This is a genomic window from Mesorhizobium sp. M0664 (assembly GCF_040320565.1).
In the GTDB taxonomy this organism is placed as follows: Bacteria; Pseudomonadota; Alphaproteobacteria; order Rhizobiales; family Rhizobiaceae; genus Mesorhizobium.
On record NZ_JAMYPW010000003.1, the window covers coordinates 322,469 to 344,952 of the forward strand.

Consider the following 22,484-nt stretch of genomic DNA (forward strand, 5'->3'; position numbering starts at 1 on the left):
GTTATGCACCGGCCCGATGGCCTTGCGCCTTGCCGGCCTCAATCTCCGTTTGGGGTATGGCGTACGCGGCGATCGCCTGTTCGCTGAGACTTGCGCGGCCCAGTTCGGCGGCGACCGTGCCGTCGCGCATGACCAGCACGCGGTCGGCGAGCCGGATCACCTCGGGGAGTTCGGACGACACGACGATTACCGAATGGCCTTCGGCGGCGAGTTCCTCGATCAGGTGGTAGATCTCCGCCTTGGCGCCGACATCGATGCCGCGCGTCGGTTCGTCGAACAGAAGGATCCGCGTTCCCGCCGCCAGCCAGCGGCCCATGATCGCTTTCTGCTGGTTGCCGCCGCTGAACAGGCGGATCGGCCGGTCGAGCAGGAACGGCCTGAGATTGACCCGCTTCATCTTCTCGGCCGCGACCCGTTTCAGCCTTTTGTGATCGATGACGCCGCGCGGCGCGAACACGCCCATCGAGGCCAGCGCCATGTTGCTGGAGATCGACCGCAACGGCACGATGCCTTCGCGCTTGCGCTCCTCCGGCACCAGACCGATGCCGGCCGCGATCGCGTCGCGCGGACTGGAAAGCTTTACCGCCGCGCCGTCGATCTCTATTGCGCCTGATGAGGCCCGGTCGGCGCCGGCCAGCAGCCGCAGCAGTTCGGTGCGGCCCGAGCCGACCAGGCCAGCAACGCCCAGCACCTCGCCGCGATGCAGGTCGAACGAAACGTCACGGACCTTGGTTGCCGAGGCGAGGCCACGCACGCTCAGCCTGATCTCGGGAGAAGCATGCGAGCGGTGTTGTTCCTGGGCAAGCTCGCGGCCGACCATCATCGAAACGACGGCCTTTTCCGACACCTGCGCGAGATCGACGGTTTCGACCACAACGCCGTCGCGCATGATGGTTGCGCGCTGGCAGATGCCGAACACCTCGTCCAGCTTGTGCGAGACATAGACGACGGCGACACCGTCGCGTGCCAGACCGGCAATAACTTCCGCCAGCCGTTCGAACTCGCTCGGCGTGAGGCTCGACGTCGGCTCGTCCATCGCCACGATCCTGGCGCGGTCGAGCAGCGCCCGCGCGATCTCGACGATCTGCCGCTGCGCCACCTTCAGGCTGCCAAGCGGGGCTGCCGGATCGATGGTCGGGTCGATGGCGGCCAGCGCTTCCGCAGCGCGGCTCTCCTGCTCGCGCCGTGCGACGAAGACGCCGCCGCGCGTCAACGGATGGCCGAGGAACATGTTCTGGGCGACGCTGAGGCGTGGCACCTGCTGTAATTCCTGATGGATCATCGCCACGCCGGCTGCGCGTGCGGCGACCGGATTGTTCAGCATCACCGGCTTGCCGTCGATCAGCACGCTTCCCGCCGTCGGTCGGTAGACGCCTGACAGTATGCGCAGCAGCGTCGATTTGCCGGCGCCGTTTTCACCGAGCAGGCCATGGATCTCGCCGGCGCCGACCGAAAACGACACTTCGCTCAGCGCCCGCACAGCCGGAAACTCTTTGGAAATGCCCTCGAATTGCAGCCGCGCTGACATTGCTTCGGTTCTCCAGGCAAGGTGCCGACCCAAGGCCGGCACCTGCCGGCCCTGCTCTACTGGCCCGCTGCCGCGTCCTCGAGCAGCGCCTTGCGCACGGCATCGCCGCCGCCGGAGTAACGGTCGGCATTGTCCTTGGTGATCAGCGCCTGCGGCGTGGCAACGACGCGCGGCAGCTTCTGCCCGGCCACCAGCCGCAGCGCAGATTCCAGCGCCACCTCGCCGGTCAGCACCGGGAATGAATCGACGGTGCCGGTCAGCTCGCCGGCGCGGATCGAGGCATAGGCGTCGGAGATGCCGTCGGTGCCGAAGACCGCAACCTTGTCCTGCAGCCCGGCAGCCTTGACCGCCTCGACGATGCCCAGCGCCATGCCGTCATTGTTGGCATAGAAGCCGATCAGGTCGGGGTGCTGTTGCAGGATGTTGGTGGCCGCGTCGTAGGAGGTCTGGCGATCCCAGTTACCGGGGACGCTGGCGACGACGTCGAACTTGCCGGCCTCGGTGATCGTTGTCTTGAAACCATCGGTGCGCTGGACGGCGGCGTAGACGCCGGCCTGGCCTTCGACGATGGCGACCTTGCCGCCGTCCGGCCGGTTCTTGATGAACCATTTGGCGACGCGCACGCCGTTGTCGCGCTGGACATTACCGACATAATGCTCGGCCTGCGGGATGACCGCGTCGTTGACGTTGACCACCGGCACGTTGGCCGCCTTGGCCTGTTCCATGATCGGCTGCAGGTTGGAGTCGGTCTGCGGCGAGACGAGCAGCACGTTGTAGCCCTGTGTGACCAGGCCTTCGGCGATGGTGAGCTGACCGAGCTGGTCGCCCTCGCTCTGCGCTGCCTGGTAGACGACGGGCACGCCGGTGCGGTCGCCGAACGACTTGTAGCCCTCCCCCAGCGAGCGCCAGTATTCATTGGTCAGCGTCTTGGAGACCGCACCCGCCTTGGTACCCTCGGGCAACTTGGGGAACGCCCCGAACTTGGCCTCGAGCTGCGACCAGTCGATGCGATCCTTCTCGGTGTCGGAATTGAGCGGCGCGAGGTCCGCGGAAAAAGCCGAGCCGATGGACAGCGCCATCAGGGCAGCGGCAGCGGTGGCAAGTAGAAATTTCATGATCTTCCTCCCTTGTTGAAAAACGGTCTATGCCGCCGGCCTCAGCTGTCCGGCCCGAGCATGGCTTCCTGGATGATGGCCTGCGAGGCGACCGCGTCCTGACGGTCGACGGCACTGGACAGGCGATTGTCCTTTTCCAGCCGATCGACGAAGCGCAGCATGCGCTTGACAGTCGCGATGTTGACTTCGCATTCGTGGACCGGGTCGAGCCCGGTCATGTCGGGGAACGTGTCGAAGTAGATGGCGCCGGCATAGCCGTCTCGACGGATCTGCCTGAGCAGCTCGATCGTCTGCAGCGTATGCACGGCCCCGACCATCAGGCCGTCGTCGCGCTTGGCGTAGCCGTCGTTGAGATGCACGCCGAGCAGCTTGCTGTGTCGCGCCACGAGTGCTGCGGCAAAGGCCGGCTGCTCGTCGGCATAGAGCACATGGGCGAAATCGAGCGTCACGCCGAGATTTGGCAGGCCGATCTCGCGGATCGCCAGCAATGTAGTCGCCGCATCTGGCATCAGGCTGTAGGAGCGCGGCTCGTTGGGTTTGTATTCAAGGCTGATTTGGCAGCCCGGATCATGCGCCGCAACTTCACGAATGCCATCGATTTCGTGTTGCCAGAGCGCTGCGTAGTCCACCTGGAAGGCATAGTCGAAGCCATCCTGCCCGAGCCACAAGGTCATCAGGCTGGCGCCCGCCTCGCGCGTGGCGTCGATGCCGGCCTTGGTCAGGTCGATGGCTTCGCGGCGAATGGCAGGATCCGGGTTGGTGAAGGCGCCGAGCTTGAAAGCCGGATTGGAATAGTAGCGCATGGCGAAACCATTGATGGAAAGCCCGATATCGCCGAGTTTGCGCGCTATTTCCGCAGGCTTTTCATCGACATGGTCGGGGAAGTTGAGGTCGAGATCGGTCAACTCCGCAACCTTCGCCGCACGTGCCGCCATTTGCAGCATGGACGGTTTGCCGACAAGATCGGGCCACTCGGCCTGTGGCCGCGAGGCAAAGGAATTGAGGCGGGTGGCGAAACGATAGGCAGTCATCGGGGACCTTTCATTGTCATAACTTTACATTAGAACGATTATTTGTAAAGTTGTTAATTGCTCGCTCGGCGACGACGAATTCGCCATACCCAGGCCAGTTGCGACCACGGGGGACAAGCAAGCGCGGCACTGTCACGCAAGTATCATGTTCGCGTCCTAGATCGCTTCTCCGAAGGCTTTCGCGGCATCCTTGATGCGACGCGGCGCTTTTTCAGATCCCGGCAGCTTTGTCTCAAAGAGGATACCCATGAAAAACCTGCACCGAACCGCGTCCCTCGCCGTCGCGCTGGCGATGTTCACCGCCTTGACCCCGGCCTTGGCAGAAAACGCCGCGACCGTCGGCGGCGTCAGCTTCGTCAACAAGGGCATGGTCGGTGTCGGCCGCATCCCGGCCAGCCAGAAGGACAAGTTCGGCGAGACGTTTGGCTCGGGCTCGGGCATGTCGATCGACGCTGCCGGCTGGACACATGGCGCCGATGGCTACAAGGGCTCGCTATGGCTGCTGCCGGATCGCGGCTACAATGTCGTCGGCACCACCGATTACCGTCCGCGCCTCAACACGATCGCCATCGAGTTCGCCCCGATCGCGCCGGGTGCGGCACCGGCCACCGGCCAGGAACAATCGGGCCTCAAGGCGACGCTTGCAGACACCATCCTTTTGACCGACGACAAGGGTACCGACGCAACCGGCCTCGATCCGCTCAACGGCGTGCGTGCCGCGACCGACGACATGCCGATCCTGCCCGAAGCCAACGGCAAGCTCGCGCTCGATAACGAAGCGATCGCGCGGCTGCCCGACGGCACGCTGTTCATCTCGGACGAATACGGTCCGAACATCTACCGCTTCTCCGCCGATGGGCGTCTGATGTCGGCAACGCAGCCGCCGGCGGCGCTTGTCCCGATGCGTCACGGGACGCCAAACTTTGCTTCCAACAATCCGGGACTTGGCGCGGCAGACCCAGATCCGAAGGATCCCGAAACCGGCCGTCAGAACAACCAGGGCCTCGAAGGCATGGCGCTGACGCCGGACGGGAAGTTCCTGATTGCCGTGCTGCAGTCGGCCCCAAGGCAGGATGGCGGCGATTCCGCCTCGACGCGTCAGAACACGCGCGCGCTGGTCTACGATGCCTCGGATCCCGGCCAGCTCAAGCTCGCGCATGAATATGTCGTGCCGCTGCCGATGTTCACCGATGCCAAGGGCAAAACCAAGATCGCCGCGCAGAGCGAAATCGTGGCGCTGTCGGACAAGACCTTCCTGATGCTGGCGCGCGACAGCGGCAATGGCCAGGGGCTGAAGGGCGACACCTCGCTCCACCGCGAGATCAGCGTCGTCGATCTGTCTGCGGCAACCGATGTCGCCGGCACAGAATTCGACAAGGACAAGCCGCTGGCGCCCAAGGGTGAGCTCGATCCATCGGTGACGCCGGCCAAGCTGACGCCGCTCATTGACATCAACGACAAGACCGAGCTCGGCCGCTTCGGGCTGCACAATGGCGCGCCCAACGACCGCAACAACCTTTCGGAGAAGTGGGAGGCGATGTCGGTGGTGAGCGTCCTCGATCCGACACTGCCCGACGACTATTTCCTGTTCGTCGCCAATGACAATGACTTCCTCACGCAGGACGGCTTCCAGGTAGGCGCGGCCTACAAGGCCGAGGATGGCGCCGATGTCGACACCATGTTCCTGGTCTATCAGGTCACGCTCCCAGGCCTCGCCAAGAAGTAGCGGCACCCATACAGGCGGACGCGCGGAACGCGTCCGCCTGAGCTGGCGCGATTGAGCGGTCGTGCCCTTCAGTTGCGGCTCGCCCGCGCAAGGACGGTGTCCCAGTGCGTTGCAAAACCTGCGACTGACGATCCAGTCGAAGGCACTTACCTCAACATCTCCGCGTCCTTTGGCACGCCGGCATCGATCGGCTCGGCCGTCCTGTTCGACACGGCGGCGATCTTCCCGGCGGCCGACAGGTTCGGGCGCACGAAGACCGGCGCGACGCCGTCGACGCGGCTGTAGAGGTCGATAATGTCCTGATTCATGAAGCGCACACAGCCGGAGGAAGCGTTCTTCCCAATGGAATCCCACTCCGGCGTGCCGTGCAGCCTATACATCGTGTCCTTGCCGTCACGGAAGAGATACAGCGCGCGGGCACCAAGCGGGCTCTGCGGGCCGGGCGGCATGCCGTCCTTGTATTTCGCCAGTTCCGGCCGGCGTTGGATCATTTCCGGCGGCGGCGTCCAGACCGGCCACTTCTTCCTCGCCTGTACCACGGCGCTGCCGGTCCATCCGAAACCGGCCTTGCCGAGGCTGACGCCATAGCGAATTGCCTTGCCGCCGTCGCGCACCAGATAGAGGAAGTGCTCGGAAGTATCGACGACGATCGTGCCGGGTTTTTCTCCAGTCGGGTCGGCCACGATTTGACGCACGAATTTCGGATCGACCTTGGCTACCGGGATTGCCGGCAGTTGATAGCCCTCGTCCATGCGCGCGGCATACATGCTTGCGGCATCGCCGAAAGCCGGATCGCTTGGTGCCGCGGGCACCGGCGCCGCCACGTCCGTCGTAGTGCACGACGAAAGAGCCACGGAGGCCGCGCCCAGAGCGGATGCACCAAGAAAGGCGCGCCGGTTCAGGCGCTCAAAAAACAACGGAATATCGGACATGAGCCCCCCGGCCTACCCATGAGATCCAGGAAAATGCGGCCCCACGCGTGCGGGATCAATATACGATTCCGGAAGGTTGAGAAATGCTTAGATCAAGGCACGCCAGGCGGAATTTACAGCGCCGCATCGACCTCTCCCGTTAAATCGGCAATCATTGCGGACTCAGACAAGCCTTCGCCGAGTTGCCTGCCATGGACGACAACATGCCCCCGCGCCGGCAGACCGGCGACCTCACCAGTGGGCCTATCCCGCGCACCCTGTTGCTGTTTGCCCTGCCGGTGCTCGGCTCCAATGTGCTGCAGTCGCTCAACGGCTCGATAAATGCCGTGTGGGTCGGCCGTTTCCTCGGTGAAGCGGCGCTGACCGCCACGTCCAATGCCAACCTCGTGCTGTTTCTCATCCTCGGCACCGTCTTCGGCATCGGCATGGCGGCGACCATCCTGGTCGCACAATCCGTCGGCGCTCGTGACCTGCCCGAAGCCCGGCGCATCGTCGGAACCAGCGCCACCTTCTTCTTCCTCGTCTCGGTGGTGTTCGCGGTCTGCGGCTGGATCTGGGTCGATGCGATCCTCGATGCGCTCGGCACGCCGGCCGACGCGTTGCCGCTGGCGCGCTCCTATCTGCGCATCATCTTCCTCGCCGTGCCGATGATGAACCTGCTGTCCTTCGTCATGACGGTGCTGCGCGGCGCCGGCGATTCGCGCACGCCTTTCCTTTTTATGGCGCTGGCAGTCATGCTCGACGTCGTTTTGAACCCGTTGCTCATCCTCGGCATCGGCCCGTTCCCCGAACTCGGCATCGCCGGCTCGGCCACCTCGACGCTGATCGGCCAGACGGTAAGCGTGGTTGCCATCCTGATCGTGCTTTATGCGCGCAAGCACCCGCTGCGGCTGGCCGGCGCTAATCTCGCTCTGCTGCGGCCGGACCCGGCGCTGCTGCGCATCGTCGTCTTCAAGGGCGTGCCGATGGGCCTGCAGATGATCGTCGTTTCGGCCGCGGCGCTGACGGTGATGGGCATGGTCAACTCGTACGGCTCGCAGGTCGCGGCTGCCTACGGCATAGCCGCACAGCTCTGGACCTATATCCAGATGCCGGCGCTCGCCATCGGCGCCGCGGTGTCGTCCATGGCGGCGCAAAATGTCGGCGCCAGGCGCTGGGACCGGATTGGACGCATCGCCACCTCCGGCGTCGGCTTCAACCTTGTGCTCACCGGGATGCTCGTCGCGCTGCTGTTCGTATTCGATCGCGCGGTGCTCAGCCTCTTCCTTGGCAGCGACAGTGCAGCAATCGACATCGCCACTCACATTAACAAGATCGCGTCGTGGTCCTTCATCCTGTTCGGCATCACCATCGTGCTCTTCGCCACCGTGCGTGCCACCGGCGCGGTGATGCCGCCGCTGATCATCCTGGTGATCTCGGTGCTGCTGGTGCGCACCAGCTTCGCCTATTTCTTCCGAAGCGTGATCGGCGAGGAAGCTCTGTGGTGGAGCTTTCCGGCTGGCTCTGTAACCTCGCTCGTGCTGGCCGCGGCCTATTATCGCTTCGGCCGCTGGCGCAGCCTGCACATGATCGAGAGCCGGCCGGCTGCCGGCGAACCGCCGGATACCGGCCTCGGCGTACCGCGCCAGCGCGCGCACCTTTCGCCCGAGACACCGAACGGCTGAAAGGTCGGCTCAGCGCGCGTATTTCGCGCCAAACCCGAGAGCGACCAGGGAAAAGACGACAATCATGCCGGCAAAGGCCAGGCTTGCCGCGGTCGCACCTGCCACCGTCGACAGAACGCCGATGCCGATGACCGGCAGCGCGTTGCCGCAAAAACAGCAGATGAAGAAGGCCGAGACGACTTCGGCGCGCCGGTCCGCCGGCGCGATCTCGTTCACCACTTGCAAGCCGCCGCGATAGCCGAGCGCTGCCGCCACGCCGCACAAGGCGGTGCCGGCAATCATTATGGTCATCGAGGCGAAGACCTGCGCCGCAACAATCAGCGCGACGGTTGGGATCATCAGCGCAAGCGCCGCGAACATCGCGGCTCGGCTCGAAAGACGTGCCGTCGCTACAATGGTGGCGGCCGTCACGATCGCCAATTCAAAGAACAGAGCGCCGGCTTCGGCATGGTTGGTTACCTGCAGTTGCTGCGCCAAAATGCTCGGTGCGAGTGCTGCATAAAAGCCGACCAGCGCCATTGCGCCAAAGCCGGTCACCGCCGGCGCAACGAAATTTGCGCGGATGGCATCGGGCACGGAAAGGCGCGGCCGCATCGAAACGTCAGCCAGTTTCCCCGGCCGCGAAACGGTTTCCCGCGTGCGCCAGACCAGCAGGGTTACAGTCGCGAGCATCGCCAGGTAGACGACGAATGTCAGCCTGAGCGGCCAAGGCGCGTATTCGGCGAGCAACCCGGCTCCCAGCGCACCGAGGCCGAGGCCGAGAAAATTGGTGCTGGTGGCAATCGTCGCCGCCTGTGACTTGTCGTCGGTCGGGAGCAATTCGGCGAGCCAGGCGGTGCCGGTGCCCGCGCCGACGCCGATTCCCAGTCCGCTCAGAATTCGGGCGATGTCGAGCCATGCGACATTTTCGGCGAACAGGAAAACCACCGCGCTGACCACGGCCACCGCCATCCCGGCCAATGCCATTGGACGGCGCCCGATGACATCGGACACACGCCCCAACATCAGCAGCGCCGCCAGATTGCCGATGACATAGACGGCGTAGACCAGCGTCAAAGTGATCTGTGAGAAGCCGAAGACCTGCTTGTAGATGATGTAAAGCGGCGTCAGCGCCGTGCTGCCGGCGAAAAGAGCCGCGATCATAGCGGCCACGGTGGCCGCTGCAGCGCGGCCGCCGAGTTCGTAATCGCGCGTCATGACTTGAGCGTGAGCGGTCATTTTTTCGACCTTTTGCTGTTCGGGATCTGACATCCTAACGCCTTTTTCGCGTCAGCCGTTCCCCCTCCCCGGCTTGCTCCTGACAAGTTTGGCAGCTTTGCCGATGGCGCTGAGCGAGATCCTCTTTTAACTTCAGCGGATTGTCAGGGGAGATTCATGGGCAAGGGACGAGTCGAGGCATTCACCGATGGCGTGGTCGCCATCATCATCACCATCATGGTGCTGGAATTGAAGGTGCCGCATGGCGAGGATTTTTCCGCGCTGGCACCACTCTGGCCGATCTTCCTCAGCTATGTGCTGTCCTTCATCAATGTCGGCATCTACTGGAACAATTTGCACAACATGTTCCATACCGTGCAGCGGGTCGACGGCCGCGTGCTGTGGGCGAACCTCAACCTGCTGTTCTGGCTATCGCTGATGCCGGCGACGACAGCCTTCATGGGTGAGAACCATTTCGCGCCGGTGCCGGTTGCTGTCTATGGCGTCGACCTGGCGCTCTGCGCCATCGGCTTCAACATCCTCACCATGGCCCTGCATCGACTGCACGGCAACGAGACTCTCTTCGCCAGGGCGTTGGGCAATGACCTCAAGGGAAAGATCTCGCTGGTCCTCTATCTTTCCGCCATCGCGCTGACCTTCGTCAATCACTGGATCGGTGTCTCGATCTATGTCCTGGTGGCGATGATCTGGTTCGTGCCGGACAGACGCTTCGAGCGGCTGATCGAGAAATAGGCCCCGTCTAGCCTCGCATTGCTTTCAGCTTTTCCGCTACCGAAGCGGCAAGGTCGGCGTAGCGCTCCTCCAGCCGCTCGGCCGCCTTGATCACTGAAAAATCATGGCCGAATTTTTCCAGCGCCATACGCAGCTTTTCGACGAATTCGGCCTGTTTTTCGAGCGCCGAAAACAGCGTCATAACTTGCGCTTCGCTGATGTCGGGATTGGCGAGCATCTGCGGTACTTCGCGGCTCATCTGGTCGCCGGTGGCGGTCTGTTCTTTCAGGATCTCGATCCAGTCGGTCAATCGTCAGGTCTCCTTTTTCGATATCAGCATGCGCAGCGCCCGCCGATGCGGTCAACCCGAAGATGCCGGGACCGGCTTGCGCGAGCCTTTTTCCGCGCTAAGTTCGCCGCGGCCAGAACAGGAGAAAATCATGACCACCGACGCCGAGATCCAGACCGCCCTGCCCGCACTTGCCTCCGGCAATGTCGCCGTCATCACCGGCGCGGCCAGCGGCATCGGCCTTGCCGCTGCCAAACGGCTGGCGGCGATGGGCATGAAGATCGTGCTGGCCGATATCGGCGGCGAACGCGTTGATGAGGCTGCCCGCGCCGTCGCTGCTATCGGCGGGCAGAGCGCCGTGCTTGCCGTCGCCACCGATGTCTCGAAGGCCCAAGACCTCGACCGGCTGGCCGAACGGACATCCGGCACTTTCGGCGACGTCTCGCTGCTGATGAACAATGCCGGCGTCGGCAACAACCCCGGCAAGCCCTGGGAGAACCGTGACGCCTGGAAGCGACTGCTGGACATCAATTTCTGGGGTGTCGTCCATGGCGTCGAGGCCTTCGCGCCGCGCATGCTGGCGGCGGGAAAGCCCGGCCTGATCGTCAACACCGGCTCCAAGCAAGGCATCACCACGCCGCCCGGAAACCTTGCCTACAACGTCTCCAAGGCCGGCGTGAAAACCTATACCGAGGGCCTTGCACACGCGCTGCGCAATGAGCCCGGCGCCAATGTCGCGGCGCATCTGCTCATTCCGGGGTTCACTTTTACCGGCCTGACCGAAGGCGCCACCGAAAAGCCGGCCGGAGCCTGGACCGGCGAGCAGGTCATCGACTTCATGCTGGCCTCGCTGCTGCGTGGCGATTTCTACATCCTGTGTCCCGATAACGAGGCGACCCGGCCCATGGACGAAAAGCGCATGGCCTGGGCAATCGGCGATATCATTGAGAACCGTCCTGCTCTGTCGCGCTGGCATCCGGACTACAAGGATGCTTTCGCGGCATTCATGACACGCAGCGCATGATCCCGAACCGAAGATCACCGTAGCAAAGAATCGGATCCGATCTTCGCAGGTATGCGCCGGACCTTTATATCACGCCGCTGCGTGCTTCTTCGTGTTCCGCTTCTTCGCCATGGCTTTCTCGGCTGCCAACTCGGCAAGCTTCTGATCATGCCGCTTCGCTGCCTGTTCGCATTTCTTGCGGATCTCTTCGACCTCGGTCTCAGTCAGGTGTTCGATACCGATGAAGGTGTTCTGGGCTGTGCTGACCCGGATCAATTCGTCGAGCTTCGCCTGGATCGCGGCGCCATCGCGGTTCTGGGTGTTCTGGATGAGAAACACCATCAGGAAGGTGACGACCGTCGTGCCGGTGTTGATGACGAGCTGCCAGGTGTCCGAAAAGCCGAACATCGGCCCGCTTGCCGCCCAGACGACGATGATCAGGAAACAGACGGCAAACGTCGGCGGCAGGCCGGCAAAATGGGCGACGTTGTTGGCGATCCTGGTGAAAAGCTTCTCAATCATTCAAACTCCCTCAACAGCCGGGCGACGAACCCGGACGGAAGCCGAGTTCATTGTGTCTGCAGAAACAGTTGGCAGCCGCTCCTGGTTCCCTCGTGGCGGAAGATCGCGGGTACATTGTTGGAGGAGCAGATCGCGCAGGCCGTCGGACCGCTTGCAGATACGCCCCGAAGTCAGGGGGCGCCGTTTTCCCAGCGGTCGAGGAAAGCCTCGATGGGCAAGGCCTGCATGTCGGGGACTGCCCTGGCCAGTTTCTCGACCGGCCAGTCCCACCAGGCAAGACGTTCGATCCGGGCCGCAGTTCCCGCGCTGAAGCGCTGCCGCAATGGCGTGGCCGGAACGCCGGCGACGATTGCATAGGCCGGCACGTCGCGCGTCACCACCGAGTTGGCACCGACGATCGCGCCATTGCCGATCGCCACGCCCGGCATGATCACGGCGCCATGGCCGATCCAGACATCGTGGCCGATGCTGACGGCTCTCGCCCGCCGCCGGTCGCGGAATGCCTGATCGACACCCAGCCAGCGGAAGTACTCGTTGGGCCGATAGCTGATTTTGTGCTGCGTCAGCCGCTCGACCGGATGCTCCAGCGCATTGATGCGGCTGTTGGCGGCGATCGAGCAGAATTTGCCGATCGTCGTATAGATCGCCTCGGCGTGGCGCTCGAAGTAGGAAAAGTCGCCGACCATCACCTCGCGCAGGATGACGCGCTCGCCGATCGACGCATAACGTCCAAGCTTGCACGCCTTCAGCTCCGCCGTCGGATGGATGCGCGGCTCGGGATCTTTTAGGACAAGGTGTTCAGGACGGTCCATGCGGGCGCTTTACGCCCGCGCGCATAGTCTCGCAAGCCGAGTGCAGCGCCGCGCATCCGTTTGGACGCGCCAAGGACCCCGTAGCACCTTCAGTCTCTATTTCGGCTTGCCGCTGGTCCACACCACGTTCTGGCCGTAGAGCGGCACGGTGGTGACCGACATTTTTGCCGAGCCATCCTGCACCTGGCGCGAATGCGACAGGTAGATCAGCGTCTCGTTGGCCTTGTCGTAGATGCGGTTCACCACCTGCTTTTTCCAGATCAGGCTGATGCCTTGCTTGAACACCTCCTCGCCGGCCTCGCTCATGTCGATGTCGCCAATGGTGATCGGCCCGGTCTGGCGGCAGGAGATCGAGGAATCGGACGGGTCCTCGAACCAGTTGCCTTTCTGCAGGCGGTCGATCATGCCACGGTCGAAATAGGAGACGTGGCAGGTCACGCCCTCGACCTTCGGATCCTTGATCGCCTCGACGATGATATCGTTGCCGAGCCAATCGACGCCGACCTTGCCGACTTCCTCGGCGGCGGCCGCGCCGGCGCCAATGACCAGGCATGCGGCTAACGCACCGCCAATCAGTTTTCGCAAAGAGGCCTCCTGCGGTTCGAATTTGCCGACCTCAGGTGGGACGAACGGCAGCGCTTTGCAAGCAGATCGCCTCCCACAGGATTGCCGGTTGCGGCAACGCGACATCTTTGCGTCGGCGCGACCGAACCGCTAAGAGTGTTCGCCAAGCCAGGGCCTTCACGGCGCCAACCCGGCGCCCGATGGAAATAACGACGGACTTCACTGATGATGCGTTCAATTCTGGTCGGTATTCTCGTCCTGATGGCCGCTGGCATCGGCTGGCTCACCTTCGACTGGTACCGCGGACATTATAGCGGCGAGCCGTTCGGAGCACCGTTCACGCTGGTCGACCAGAAGGGCGCGCCGGTCACCGAAGCCGCGTTTCGCGGCCACCCCAGCGTGGTCTTCTTCGGCTTCACGCACTGTCCGGAAGTCTGCCCGACCACGCTTTTCGAGTTGGCCGGCTGGCTGAAGACGATGGGCGACGACGGCAAGAACCTGCGTGCCTATTTCGTTACGGTCGACCCGGAGCGCGATACGCCGGAAATCATGAACACCTATGTCAGCAATTTCTCCGATCGCATCCTCGGCATATCAGGCGATCCGGATAAGGTCCACGCCATGGCCAAGTCCTTCGGCATCTACTGGAAGAAAGTCGACACGAACGACGGCGACTACACGATGGACCACACCGCTTCGGTGCTGCTGCTCAATGCCAAGGGCGATTTCGCCGGCACTATTGCCTATGGCGAAAGCCCGGACGCCGCCATCGCCAAGCTCAAACGGCTGGCGGCGGAAGGTTGACACATCCGGTAATGACGCAGACGCGTTTGTATTTCACCGCGGGCAAGATCGAGGCTGATCGCATCTTCGCGGCGCTCGGTGCGGCGTTCGACGATGAGGGCCTGCCGATTGCAGTGCTCGAGGTCGACGAGGACCGCGACATCCACGAAGTGTCGCTCTATGCCGGCGACGACGTCGATGCGGTCGAGGCGCGGCTCAGGGATGTACTTGCCGGACTGTCGCTGTCGAAGCCTATAGCGCGCGAAACGCTGCCCGACATCGACTGGGTGGCGCGCTCGCTGGAGGGATTGAAGCCGGTGCGGGCCGGGCGCTTCTTCGTCCATGGCGCGCATGACCGCAGGAAGCGCCACAGCGGCGAAATCGCCATAGAGATCGAGGCCGGCCTTGCTTTCGGCACCGGCCATCACGGCACCACCGCCGGCTGCCTCGAAATGCTGGAGCAGGTCGTACGGCGCGAGCATCCGCGCAACGCGCTCGACCTTGGCACCGGCAGCGCGGTGCTCGCGATCGCAGTGGCCAGGCTCGCGCATATACCGGTGCTGGCGACCGACATCGACCCGGTCGCCGTCAAGGTGGCCGCCGCCAATGCGCGGCTGAACCACGTCAAGGGGCTCGTCGAAACAGTGACGGCGCCCGGATTCCACCACCCGATCTTTGCCGCGCGCGCGCCCTTCGACTTGATCGTCGCCAACATATTGGCGCGGCCGCTGATGCGCCTGGCGCCGCAAATGGCGGAGCATATCGCGCTCGGTGGCTCGATTGTTTTGTCGGGCATCCTCGAGCGCCAGCGCGATGCGGTAATCGCGGCCTATGTCGGCCAGAAATTCCGGCACGTCCGCACCTTGCACCGCGAGGGCTGGGTGACGATTCACCTCAAGCGCTGAGGCGCGACGCCTTCAACGCAAGCCGGAATCCGCTCGGACTTAGCGCGAGTTCGCCGCTTTCTTCAGCTGTTCGCGATCGTAGCCGTGAGCTTTCAGCGTTTCGTCGTCAAAGCCAAGCAGAACGCCGCTTACATACCGGCTCGCTTCGCGCTGGCGAGCTTCGATCAGCGCTTTCACAGCGTTTTTGAAAAATCCGCGTCTAGGTGAAATCGTGGACATGACGGTCTCCTTTGCAGGGCAACAGGACTTTTCCTCCACATTAAGAAGGTAAGCTCCGCTGACGCTTTTTGAAATCGTCGATTCTGCATGGCGTCCATGCGCAAAGAGACACGCAGCAACCGGGAATGATCGGTCCGAAAATCGATTCCGATTTTCGAAGTCATGCGCTACGGTCGCGCCAGCATTCGAGGAGAGCCGACATGTTCCAGACCTTCGATTCCGCCGGCGATCCGGCCGTTGGCAAGCCGCGCGTGGCAATGCTGCGCCAATGGTTGGCGGCGAACGGGCTGGATGGCTTCATCGTGCCCCGTGCCGACGAGCACCAGGGCGAATATGTCGCCGACCGCTCGGCACGGCTGAAATGGCTGACCGGCTTCAGCGGCTCGGCCGGCGTCGCCATTGTGCTTGGCGAGCGCGCCGTCATGTTTGTCGACGGGCGCTACACGCTGCAGGTGCGCCAGGAGGTCGACCTCGACATCTTTTCGATCGAGAGCCTTGTCGACAACCCGCCGGCCAACTGGATCAAGGATAATCTCGGCAAGGGCGTGCGGTTGGGCTTCGATCCGTGGCTCCATACGATCAGTGACGTCAAGGCGCTGAAGGCCTCGGCCGAGAAGTCCGGCGCGACTTTGGAGCCGCTCGAACAAAATCCAATCGACGCCATCTGGCAGGACCAGCCCGGGCCGCCACTGGCGCCGGTCGAGATCCACCCGATCGGCTTTGCCGGCGAACTGGCCAAGGACAAGCTGGTGCGGCTGGCAGCGGCCATCGAGAAGGACGGCGCCACCCATGCCGTGCTGACCGACCCCTCCTCCATTGCCTGGGCGTTCGACATCCGTGGCGGCGACGTACCGCACACACCGCTGGCGCTCGGCTTTGCCGTGCTCGCCGCCGACGGCTCGCATCTGCTTTTCATGGATCAGCGCAAGTTTTCGCGCACCGTCGCGGCCTACCTGACGCAGCTCGCCGAATTGCACGACCCAGGTGAATTCGAAACGGCAATCGTCACCCGGGCCAAGGGCGGCGCAAAAATCGCGCTGGACCCGGTTCTAGCGGCGGACAAGCTCAGGATGCTGGTCGAGGATAATGGCGGCACCGTCATTGCCGTGCCCGATCCGGCCCGCATTCCACGCGCAACAAAGAACAAAGCTGAGATCACCGGCGCACGCGCCGCACATCGCCGCGACGGCGCCGCGGTCGCCAAGCTGCTGTGCTGGCTCGACCGCCAGAAGCCCGGCACGCTCGACGAAATCGCCGTTGTCACCAGGCTTGAGGAGACGCGCCGTCAGACCGGCGAAGAAACGCAGATGCCGCTGCGCGACGTATCGTTCGATACCATCTCCGGCGCTGGTCCTAACGGCGCCATCATGCACTACCGCGTCTCCCGCGCCACCAATCGCAAGCTGGGGGATGGCGAGCTGTTCCTGCTCGATTCCGGCGGGCAGTACCAGGACGGCACCACCGACATCACCCGCACGGTTCCGATTGGCGCGCCAACCGAGGAGATGCGCGAGCGCTTCACGCTGGTGCTGAAAGGCATGATCGGCATCTCCATGCTGCGCTTCCCCCAGGGCACGCGCGGCTCCGAAATCGATGCAGTGGCGCGCCTGGCGCTATGGAGACACGGCTGCGATTTCGCCCATGGCACCGGGCACGGTGTCGGCTCCTATCTTGCCGTGCACGAGGGCCCGCAGCGTATCGCCAAGACCGGCACCGAAAAGCTGCTGGCCGGCATGATCGTCTCCAACGAGCCCGGCTATTACAAGGAAGGTTCCTACGGCATCCGCATCGAGAACTTGATTCTGGTGACACCGGCCGAGGCAATCGAGGGCGGCGACATCGCCATGCACGGCTTCGAGACACTGACGCTGGCGCCGATCGACAAGCGGCTGGTCCGATCGGACCTTTTAACCCGCGACGAGTTGCATTGGCTTGACGAATACCATGCGCGCGTACTGGCCGAGATCGGACCGATGCTCGACGGCGAAACGCTGGCCTGGCTGGAAAAGGCAACCGCGCCGCTGCCGCACGACTTCAAGCAATAGCCGCGGCGGCAACGCCGGTTGACAGGCTTTGCTCCGCAAGCAGTGCCTGCAAAGCGGTGACGTTGGGAGAACCGGCTCCCTTGCGCCAGAACAACACCGTGACGGCATTGTCTTCGTCAGCGGGCAGTTCGTGCAGCTTTAGCCAGCGGCTTTCCGGAAAACCCGAAAGCACGCTTTTCGGCATCAGCGCTATGCCCATGCCAGCCACCACGCAACCAAGGATGGCATGGTATGAACCAAGCTCGATGGTTTTCTCGGCCATGAACCCTCTACGCGCGTACCATTGTTCCAGCCGCTTGCGGTGCGGGCAGCCGTGCTCGAAGGCTATCATGGTTTTGGGCATGTCCAGGTGGTCTTCGACCGAAACGCGCGATGCCGCCGAGACAATGACCAGCTGCTCATGGAATGCCGGCAGCTTTTCGAACGGAACGTCGGCGATCGGCTCGGCGGCGAAGGCTGCATCGAGTTCGCCGGCAAGCATGGCGGTCGCGAGAACCTGCGGATTGCCGGTGCGCAACTGGATTTCCACTTCGGGATAACGTGCGTGATAATCGGCGAGCAGACAAGGAAGCCGTGCCGCGGCCGTGCTCTCCATGGCACCTAGGCGAAGCGTGCCGCGCGGGCGTGGATCGAGCATCGCTATTCGCGCCTCCTCCGCAAGCGCCAGCAGCCGATCCGCATAGCCGACCAATTTGTGACCGGCCGGCGATACGTGCAGGCGCTTGCCCTCCCGGATAAACAGCTGCACGCCGAGATCCTCCTCGAGCTGCCGGATGCGTGTGGTCACGTTCGACTGCACGCGAAACAGTTTTTCCGCCGCCTTGGTGATTCCGCCCTCGCGCACCACCGTGCGGAAGATGCGCAGATCGGCCAAATCCATACATCTCTCCTGGAGAACATAACGATCTTAATTATTCATTTTAACTGATTATGCCTTTCCCGTAAATCGCCGGTGTAGCTGCCGCTCAACACGGCAAACCAGGGGAGATGGAAATGTCGCGTAAGCCCTTCGGCATCCAGCCGACCGATCTAAGCGCATTGACGCCGAAGCAGCACGAAGCGCTCTATACCGACGCCGTGCGTCGCGCCCACCAGGAGAGATCGGAGGCGGTCCGGCTGAGCCTGTCGCGGGTCGGCGCGGCAATAGTCGCTGCGGTAAAGCGCATGTGTGCTCTCGCCGCCAAGGCAAAAGTCGATCAGCCGACGAGCTGCCGGGCGAGGATCAGCACGGCAGCACCCGCCAGGAACATCGCCATCAGGCCGCCACGCAGCGAGACCAGGCCGGCGACGATCAAGGCTGCCCATTCCGCCGGCCCGGCACTCACGGCCGCCGGCGCCACCAGCGTCGTCAGCACCGCCGCCGGAACGGCGCTGAGCCCGGCTTCGACGCGCGGATGGATATGATCGAAGCGGGAGATCACCAGATGACCGCCGATGCGGGTCAGATAGGTCGCGATCGAAGCGGCGATGATGATCCACAAGGTCGTGCTCATGGCCGTGCCCCCACGCCGCTGTGGCGGGGCGGCAGGATGACGGCGAGCAGCACGCCCGCCAGCGCACCTATGGAGACATGCCAGGGCGAGCCGACCGTTTTGTATGCAATAATGGAGGCGGCAGCGCTGGCGACGACCACCGGCAGCCACAGCGGCCGCTTGCGGAAGCTCATGACCAGGCCGAGAAAATAGATCGGCAGCAGGAAATCGATGCCCAACGCATGGGTGTCGGGAATAAGCTTGCCGAACATCGCGCCGAGCGCGCTTTCGATGACCCAGAACACATAGACCGGCAGCCCAAGGCCCATATACCAGGTGAACCCGACGGTCTCGCCGGCCTCCGCCTTGCGCTCGGCCACCGCGAACTGCGGATCGGTCAGCACAAAATAGCCTATCGCCTGCTGCACCAGCGGCCAATGCGCAATGCGCCGGCCGATGCCAGCCGAATAGAGCACATGGCGAAAATTCACGGCGAAGATCGACAGCACGATCAGCCACGGCGCGACATGCTGGCCGAACAGCTCGATGCCGACCATCTGGCTGGCGCCGCCGAACACCGTTGCGCTCATCAGGAACGCTTCGAGCACGGAAAACCCGTTGTCGACTGCGAGCGCTCCGAACAGCAACGCAAACGGCGCCGACGCCACCACGACGGGCATGCTGAGCCGCACGCCGTCCCAGAAATCGCTTTTCGCTCCGTTTTCGGAGATTGCTTCCGCCGACATCGATCGCTCCTTGGGAACGGCCGTATGTAGAGAGAGCGGCCCGGCTTGTCACACCAATTTGCTTGAGGCAAACGATCAGCGGAAATGATGGCTGAAGCGTCGCGGCAAGCTCGCTTCCGAGCCTAGCGCGGCGAAGCCTTGCCTTCGATCGCCCTGCCCCAGTCAAGCAGCGGTTTTGCCAGCATGACGAAGTCGACGAGTTCGTCGACCAATCCAGCTCCGTAGATATCCGCCGGCTCGATCGCGTGCCGGACGGCAAAATGCCGGTTGCGGATCGCGGTAGCGAGATCGGGCTCGGCGATATGCTCGAAGCCGCGCGGCGTGCGCTTCATGCAGCCGTCCGGGTCGAGCTCGAGACCATTCTTCTTCAGCGCCGCGACGAGGGTGCGGAATTCAGCGGGCCGCTTCGCGATCGCGTTGCGCAGCGCCAGCAATAGGTCCGGTCCGGGCTGCCACCAGGCGACGGCAGCAAAGCAGCGATCGAGCCCGATATGGACGTAAAACACGCCCTGTTCCATCTTGGTGCCGTCGGGCGAAAGGATCGCCGACAAATGCTGGTTGTAAGGCCGTTTGTCCTTGGCAAAACGCACGTCGCGATTAATCCGGAACAGCGATTTCTTGCGGTCGCCGCGCAGGCCGAGCCCCAATGCCGTGAAGCGCTCGGAGAGCGTCTCGACCAGATCGCCGAAGGGATCGCGCAGGTCGCGCTCAAAAAGATCGCGGTTTTCCAAAAACCACTCCCGGCTCTGATGAAAATCCAGCGCCTTGAGGAAGGGAATGGCCTTTTGCCCAAATCCATTGAACGCAGCCGCCATCACCCGCCCTTGCCAATCCGCTGCAGCCAGGTGTCCTCGTCGATCACCTCGATGCCGAATTTGGTCGCGTCCTTCAGCTTGGAACCGGCGCCCGGGCCTGCCACCAGGAGATCGGTCTTCGCGGAAACAGAGCCGGCGACCTTCGCGCCGAGACGTTCAGCCATCGCCTTGGCCTCGGGGCGCGTCATCTTTTCCAGCGTGCCTGTAAACACGATTGTCTTGCCGGCGACCGCACTATCGGCTGAGACGTTCACAATGTATGGCTTCGGGTGGATCTGTGTGAGCAGCGCTTCAAGCACGGCGTCGTTGCGTTCATTGCCGAAGAAATCGCGAAGCGCGCCTATCACGGTATCGCCGATGCCGTTGATTGAAGGAAAAACGGTGTGTGGATCGGCTGCTGCTGCTGTCTCCTTGCCAATGCGGATCAACTCCTCGATCGTCGAGAAGGTTCGGGCGAGCACAGCGGCCGTCGTTTCGCCGATATGGCGGATGCCCAGCGCAAAGATGAAGCGATCGAGTTCGGGTTCGCGGCGGGCGTCGATGGCAGCGAAGAGCTTGTCGAGGCCGTCATAGTTGCGTTCCTCGACGCTGCGTACATTCTTGCGCGTTTTGCCCGATGCGGCCTCACGCTGCCTGGCCTGCTCCTCCCGTCGCTCCGCCAGCGCCTTGGTGACGGCGGGACGGCGGTCCCGGAGGGTGAAGATATCGGCGGCAGTCTTGACCAACCCGGCATTGAAGAACAGGTCTATGTTTTCAGCGCCCAGGCCTTCGATATCCATGGCGCCGCGCGACACAAAGTGGCGTAATCCTTCCACGGCCTGCGCGGGGCAGATCAGCTCGCCGGTGCACCGTCGGCGGGAATCCTCCTTGCCGGTCTTCTCGTTGATCTCGCGCGTTGCGGGTGAGCCGCAGATCGGACATTTGTGCGGGAATTCGTAGGGCACGGCATCTGGCGGACGCTTGTCGACGACGACGCTGACGATCTGCGGAATGACGTCCCCCGCCCGCTGGATGACCACCGTGTCGCCGATACGGATGTCGTTGCCGTCGCGGATCGGCTGGCCGTTGCTGTCCAGACCCTTGATGTAGTCTTCGTTGTGAAGCGTGACATTTTCGACCACGACGCCGCCGACCGTGACGGGCGCAAGCCGGGCAACGGGCGCCAGCGTACCGGTACGGCCGACCTGAATGTCGATCCTGAGCACGGTCGTCATCGCCTGTTCGGCCGGAAATTTATGAGCGATCGCCCAGCGTGGTTCGCCGGTGACGAAGCCCCATCTGCGCTGCAACTCCAATTGGTCGACCTTGTAGACGACGCCGTCGATGTCGTAGCCGAGCGATGAGCGCTGGGCCTCGATAAGGTGATAATGCGCGATCAGTTCGTCGACCGACTTTGCCCGGACCATCAGCGGACTGACCTTGAACCCCCACTCCGCGAATTTTTGCACGGAATCGTATTGGGTCGGAGCTGGATCCTTTGAAGTATAGCCCCAGGCGTAGGCAAAGAATTTGAGGTTGCGGCTGGCGGTAACGGACGGGTCCTTCTGGCGCAGCGATCCGGCCGCCGTGTTACGCGGATTGACGTAATCCTGGCCGCCTATCGCCGCCGAACGCTGCTTCAGCGCCTCGAATTCCGCGTAGGTCATATAGACCTCACCGCGTATTTCGATGACCTCGGGCCAGTCCGGTCCCTTCAAGGTCTTGGGAATATCGGCGATGGTCTTGAGATTGGCGGTGATGTCCTCGCCGACGACGCCGTCGCCGCGCGTTGCGCCCTGCACGAACACACCGCCTTCATACCGCAGGGAAGCCGATAGCCCGTCGATCTTCGGCTCAGCCGTGAAGGCGATGTTCAGCTCCTTGTCGCGATCAAAGAATCGCCGGCCCCGTTCTATGAAGTCCGCGACGTCCTGGTCGGTATAGGCCTTGGCGAGGCTGAGCATCGGCACCGCGTGGCGCACCTTTGCAAAACCTTCCGCCGGCGGCGCGCCGACCCTGCGTGAGGGCGAATCCTCGCGCACAAGATGCGGGAACTGCTGCTCGATGGCGAGGTTGCGCCGGGTCAGCGCGTCATATTCCGCATCCGTGATTATCGGCGCGTCCTCGCCATGGTAGCGCCGGTCGTGCTCGGCGATCTCCTGCGCCAACCGCTTCAACTCGCTTGCCGCCTCGCTTTCGCTGAGCGAATCGACTGGTTTTTCGTCCATGCACTGCTCCCTCCACGGTGGCGCGACACAATAGAACAGGATTTTCTCATGAGGGAGAGACCAGACACAGAAAATCATTCCTGAACAGCAGGATGGCGCCATACCCTGACTCAGGTCACGAGCGCCGGAAACGAACTCGCCTGGAGCAATTCCAGGAAAAGTGTGAAACGGTTTTCC

Annotated in this window: 22 protein-coding genes; 7 read left to right on the forward strand and 15 right to left on the reverse strand. The window is 63.1% G+C overall.

The genetic code is table 11. From position 1 onward, the window contains the following. Nucleotide 1: 1 nt before the first annotated feature. The 3 genes from NKI39_RS07060 to NKI39_RS07070 are packed head-to-tail and all read right to left on the reverse strand — an operon-like array spanning nucleotide 2 to nucleotide 3,674. Nucleotides 2-1,528, reverse strand: a complete 1,527-nt coding sequence (locus NKI39_RS07060; protein ID WP_352831190.1) for a sugar ABC transporter ATP-binding protein — start codon at nucleotides 1,526-1,528, stop codon at nucleotides 2-4. 56 nt (nucleotides 1,529-1,584) lie between these two features. Further along, entirely contained in the window at nucleotides 1,585-2,643 is a 1,059-nt protein-coding gene (locus NKI39_RS07065; protein WP_352831192.1) for a sugar ABC transporter substrate-binding protein, read from the reverse strand. A 41-nt stretch (nucleotides 2,644-2,684) separates the two neighbouring features. Beyond that, nucleotides 2,685-3,674, reverse strand: a complete 990-nt coding sequence (locus NKI39_RS07070; RefSeq protein WP_352831194.1) for a TIM barrel protein — start codon at nucleotides 3,672-3,674, stop codon at nucleotides 2,685-2,687. Nucleotides 3,675-3,921: 247 nt separating this feature from the next. Here NKI39_RS07070 and NKI39_RS07075 point away from each other — a divergent pair, with 247 nt between their 5' ends. After that, the gene (locus NKI39_RS07075) at nucleotides 3,922-5,400 is read left to right on the forward strand and encodes an esterase-like activity of phytase family protein (protein ID WP_352831195.1); all 1,479 of its coding nucleotides are present in this window, start codon (nucleotides 3,922-3,924) and stop codon (nucleotides 5,398-5,400) included. A gap of 146 nt (nucleotides 5,401-5,546) precedes the next feature. On the opposite strand, the gene NKI39_RS07080 is transcribed toward NKI39_RS07075, so the two are convergent. Next, a complete protein-coding gene (locus tag NKI39_RS07080; RefSeq protein ID WP_352501044.1) occupies nucleotides 5,547-6,332 on the reverse strand; it encodes a L,D-transpeptidase in 786 nt (261 codons plus the stop codon). A gap of 191 nt (nucleotides 6,333-6,523) precedes the next feature. Between NKI39_RS07080 and NKI39_RS07085 the strand changes: the two genes are divergently transcribed. Then, nucleotides 6,524-7,996: an MATE family efflux transporter gene (locus tag NKI39_RS07085; protein ID WP_352767769.1), complete on the forward strand. Its 1,473-nt coding sequence runs from the start codon at nucleotides 6,524-6,526 to the stop codon at nucleotides 7,994-7,996. 9 nt (nucleotides 7,997-8,005) lie between these two features. Here the strand turns inward: NKI39_RS07085 and NKI39_RS07090 are convergent, their stop codons facing one another. Further along, complete coding sequence (locus NKI39_RS07090) at nucleotides 8,006-9,214, reverse strand: MFS transporter (RefSeq protein ID WP_352831197.1); 1,209 nt, start codon at nucleotides 9,212-9,214, stop codon at nucleotides 8,006-8,008. Between the two features lie 156 nt (nucleotides 9,215-9,370). Between NKI39_RS07090 and NKI39_RS07095 the strand changes: the two genes are divergently transcribed. Then, complete coding sequence (locus NKI39_RS07095; protein ID WP_023676740.1) at nucleotides 9,371-9,946, forward strand: TMEM175 family protein; 576 nt, start codon at nucleotides 9,371-9,373, stop codon at nucleotides 9,944-9,946. A gap of 7 nt (nucleotides 9,947-9,953) precedes the next feature. On the opposite strand, the gene NKI39_RS07100 is transcribed toward NKI39_RS07095, so the two are convergent. Continuing rightward, entirely contained in the window at nucleotides 9,954-10,235 is a 282-nt protein-coding gene (locus NKI39_RS07100; protein ID WP_023676741.1) for a hypothetical protein, read from the reverse strand. 130 nt (nucleotides 10,236-10,365) lie between these two features. Between NKI39_RS07100 and NKI39_RS07105 the strand changes: the two genes are divergently transcribed. Beyond that, nucleotides 10,366-11,238: an SDR family NAD(P)-dependent oxidoreductase gene (locus NKI39_RS07105; protein WP_352831199.1), complete on the forward strand. Its 873-nt coding sequence runs from the start codon at nucleotides 10,366-10,368 to the stop codon at nucleotides 11,236-11,238. Between the two features lie 69 nt (nucleotides 11,239-11,307). On the opposite strand, the gene NKI39_RS07110 is transcribed toward NKI39_RS07105, so the two are convergent. The 3 genes from NKI39_RS07110 to NKI39_RS07120 form a co-directional block, all read right to left on the reverse strand. Beyond that, nucleotides 11,308-11,739 carry a low affinity iron permease family protein gene (locus NKI39_RS07110; RefSeq protein WP_031211766.1) on the reverse strand — a complete coding sequence of 144 codons (432 nt, stop codon included), beginning with the start codon at nucleotides 11,737-11,739 and terminating at the stop codon, nucleotides 11,308-11,310. Between the two features lie 170 nt (nucleotides 11,740-11,909). Continuing rightward, a complete protein-coding gene (locus tag NKI39_RS07115) occupies nucleotides 11,910-12,551 on the reverse strand; it encodes a DapH/DapD/GlmU-related protein (protein ID WP_352471576.1) in 642 nt (213 codons plus the stop codon). Nucleotides 12,552-12,647: 96 nt separating this feature from the next. Continuing rightward, entirely contained in the window at nucleotides 12,648-13,136 is a 489-nt protein-coding gene (locus tag NKI39_RS07120) for a CreA family protein (protein WP_254818969.1), read from the reverse strand. A gap of 204 nt (nucleotides 13,137-13,340) precedes the next feature. Between NKI39_RS07120 and NKI39_RS07125 the strand changes: the two genes are divergently transcribed. After that, the gene (locus tag NKI39_RS07125; protein WP_352831201.1) at nucleotides 13,341-13,919 is read left to right on the forward strand and encodes an SCO family protein; all 579 of its coding nucleotides are present in this window, start codon (nucleotides 13,341-13,343) and stop codon (nucleotides 13,917-13,919) included. Nucleotides 13,920-13,930: 11 nt separating this feature from the next. Further along, nucleotides 13,931-14,803 (forward strand): 50S ribosomal protein L11 methyltransferase, encoded by an 873-nt coding sequence (locus NKI39_RS07130; RefSeq protein WP_352767762.1) that lies wholly within the window; start codon nucleotides 13,931-13,933, stop codon nucleotides 14,801-14,803. 39 nt (nucleotides 14,804-14,842) lie between these two features. Here the strand turns inward: NKI39_RS07130 and NKI39_RS07135 are convergent, their stop codons facing one another. Then, the gene (locus tag NKI39_RS07135; protein WP_352450114.1) at nucleotides 14,843-15,022 is read right to left on the reverse strand and encodes a hypothetical protein; all 180 of its coding nucleotides are present in this window, start codon (nucleotides 15,020-15,022) and stop codon (nucleotides 14,843-14,845) included. 200 nt (nucleotides 15,023-15,222) lie between these two features. On the opposite strand from NKI39_RS07135, the gene NKI39_RS07140 reads away from it, so the two are divergent. Continuing rightward, on the forward strand, nucleotides 15,223-17,067 hold the full coding sequence (locus tag NKI39_RS07140) for an aminopeptidase P family protein (protein WP_352767760.1): 1,845 nt from the start codon (nucleotides 15,223-15,225) through the stop codon (nucleotides 17,065-17,067). On the opposite strand, the gene NKI39_RS07145 is transcribed toward NKI39_RS07140, so the two are convergent. The 5 genes from NKI39_RS07145 to ligA all read right to left on the reverse strand — a co-directional run bounded on the left by NKI39_RS07145 (nucleotide 17,057) and on the right by ligA (nucleotide 22,307). After that, a complete protein-coding gene (locus NKI39_RS07145) occupies nucleotides 17,057-17,947 on the reverse strand; it encodes a LysR family transcriptional regulator (RefSeq protein ID WP_352831203.1) in 891 nt (296 codons plus the stop codon). The two genes, NKI39_RS07140 and NKI39_RS07145, sit on opposite strands and share 11 nt — an antisense overlap. A gap of 316 nt (nucleotides 17,948-18,263) precedes the next feature. Next, nucleotides 18,264-18,560, reverse strand: a complete 297-nt coding sequence (locus NKI39_RS07150; protein ID WP_352501052.1) for an AzlD family protein — start codon at nucleotides 18,558-18,560, stop codon at nucleotides 18,264-18,266. After that, nucleotides 18,557-19,285 (reverse strand): AzlC family ABC transporter permease, encoded by a 729-nt coding sequence (locus NKI39_RS07155; protein ID WP_352501053.1) that lies wholly within the window; start codon nucleotides 19,283-19,285, stop codon nucleotides 18,557-18,559. Before NKI39_RS07155 ends, NKI39_RS07150 begins: the two co-directional genes overlap by 4 nt. Before the next feature lie 122 nt (nucleotides 19,286-19,407). Further along, nucleotides 19,408-20,100 carry a DUF2461 domain-containing protein gene (locus NKI39_RS07160; protein WP_352831205.1) on the reverse strand — a complete coding sequence of 231 codons (693 nt, stop codon included), beginning with the start codon at nucleotides 20,098-20,100 and terminating at the stop codon, nucleotides 19,408-19,410. Then, a complete protein-coding gene (gene ligA, locus NKI39_RS07165; RefSeq protein WP_352831206.1) occupies nucleotides 20,100-22,307 on the reverse strand; it encodes an NAD-dependent DNA ligase LigA in 2,208 nt (735 codons plus the stop codon). Before ligA ends, NKI39_RS07160 begins: the two co-directional genes overlap by 1 nt. Nucleotides 22,308-22,484: the final 177 nt, after the last annotated feature.

Bases quoted from the DNA above. Each gene is read 5' to 3' on its own strand.
- NKI39_RS07060 (WP_352831190.1), bottom strand. From the start codon at position 1,528: ATGTCAGCGCGGCTGCAATTCGAGGGCATTTCCAAAGAGTTTCCGGCT.
- NKI39_RS07130 (WP_352767762.1), top strand. From the start codon at position 13,931: ATGACGCAGACGCGTTTGTATTTCACCGCGGGCAAGATCGAGGCTGAT.
- NKI39_RS07150 (WP_352501052.1), bottom strand. From the start codon at position 18,560: ATGAGCACGACCTTGTGGATCATCATCGCCGCTTCGATCGCGACCTAT.
- NKI39_RS07095 (WP_023676740.1), top strand. From the start codon at position 9,371: ATGGGCAAGGGACGAGTCGAGGCATTCACCGATGGCGTGGTCGCCATC.
- NKI39_RS07065 (WP_352831192.1), bottom strand. From the start codon at position 2,643: ATGAAATTTCTACTTGCCACCGCTGCCGCTGCCCTGATGGCGCTGTCC.
- NKI39_RS07080 (WP_352501044.1), bottom strand. From the start codon at position 6,332: ATGTCCGATATTCCGTTGTTTTTTGAGCGCCTGAACCGGCGCGCCTTT.
- NKI39_RS07160 (WP_352831205.1), bottom strand. From the start codon at position 20,100: ATGGCGGCTGCGTTCAATGGATTTGGGCAAAAGGCCATTCCCTTCCTC.
- NKI39_RS07090 (WP_352831197.1), bottom strand. From the start codon at position 9,214: ATGACCGCTCACGCTCAAGTCATGACGCGCGATTACGAACTCGGCGGC.
- NKI39_RS07125 (WP_352831201.1), top strand. From the start codon at position 13,341: ATGATGCGTTCAATTCTGGTCGGTATTCTCGTCCTGATGGCCGCTGGC.
- ligA (WP_352831206.1), bottom strand. From the start codon at position 22,307: ATGGACGAAAAACCAGTCGATTCGCTCAGCGAAAGCGAGGCGGCAAGC.
- NKI39_RS07115 (WP_352471576.1), bottom strand. From the start codon at position 12,551: ATGGACCGTCCTGAACACCTTGTCCTAAAAGATCCCGAGCCGCGCATC.
- NKI39_RS07155 (WP_352501053.1), bottom strand. From the start codon at position 19,285: ATGTCGGCGGAAGCAATCTCCGAAAACGGAGCGAAAAGCGATTTCTGG.
- NKI39_RS07105 (WP_352831199.1), top strand. From the start codon at position 10,366: ATGACCACCGACGCCGAGATCCAGACCGCCCTGCCCGCACTTGCCTCC.
- NKI39_RS07145 (WP_352831203.1), bottom strand. From the start codon at position 17,947: ATGGATTTGGCCGATCTGCGCATCTTCCGCACGGTGGTGCGCGAGGGC.
- NKI39_RS07140 (WP_352767760.1), top strand. From the start codon at position 15,223: ATGTTCCAGACCTTCGATTCCGCCGGCGATCCGGCCGTTGGCAAGCCG.
- NKI39_RS07070 (WP_352831194.1), bottom strand. From the start codon at position 3,674: ATGACTGCCTATCGTTTCGCCACCCGCCTCAATTCCTTTGCCTCGCGG.
- NKI39_RS07085 (WP_352767769.1), top strand. From the start codon at position 6,524: ATGGACGACAACATGCCCCCGCGCCGGCAGACCGGCGACCTCACCAGT.
- NKI39_RS07110 (WP_031211766.1), bottom strand. From the start codon at position 11,739: ATGATTGAGAAGCTTTTCACCAGGATCGCCAACAACGTCGCCCATTTT.
- NKI39_RS07075 (WP_352831195.1), top strand. From the start codon at position 3,922: ATGAAAAACCTGCACCGAACCGCGTCCCTCGCCGTCGCGCTGGCGATG.
- NKI39_RS07135 (WP_352450114.1), bottom strand. From the start codon at position 15,022: ATGTCCACGATTTCACCTAGACGCGGATTTTTCAAAAACGCTGTGAAA.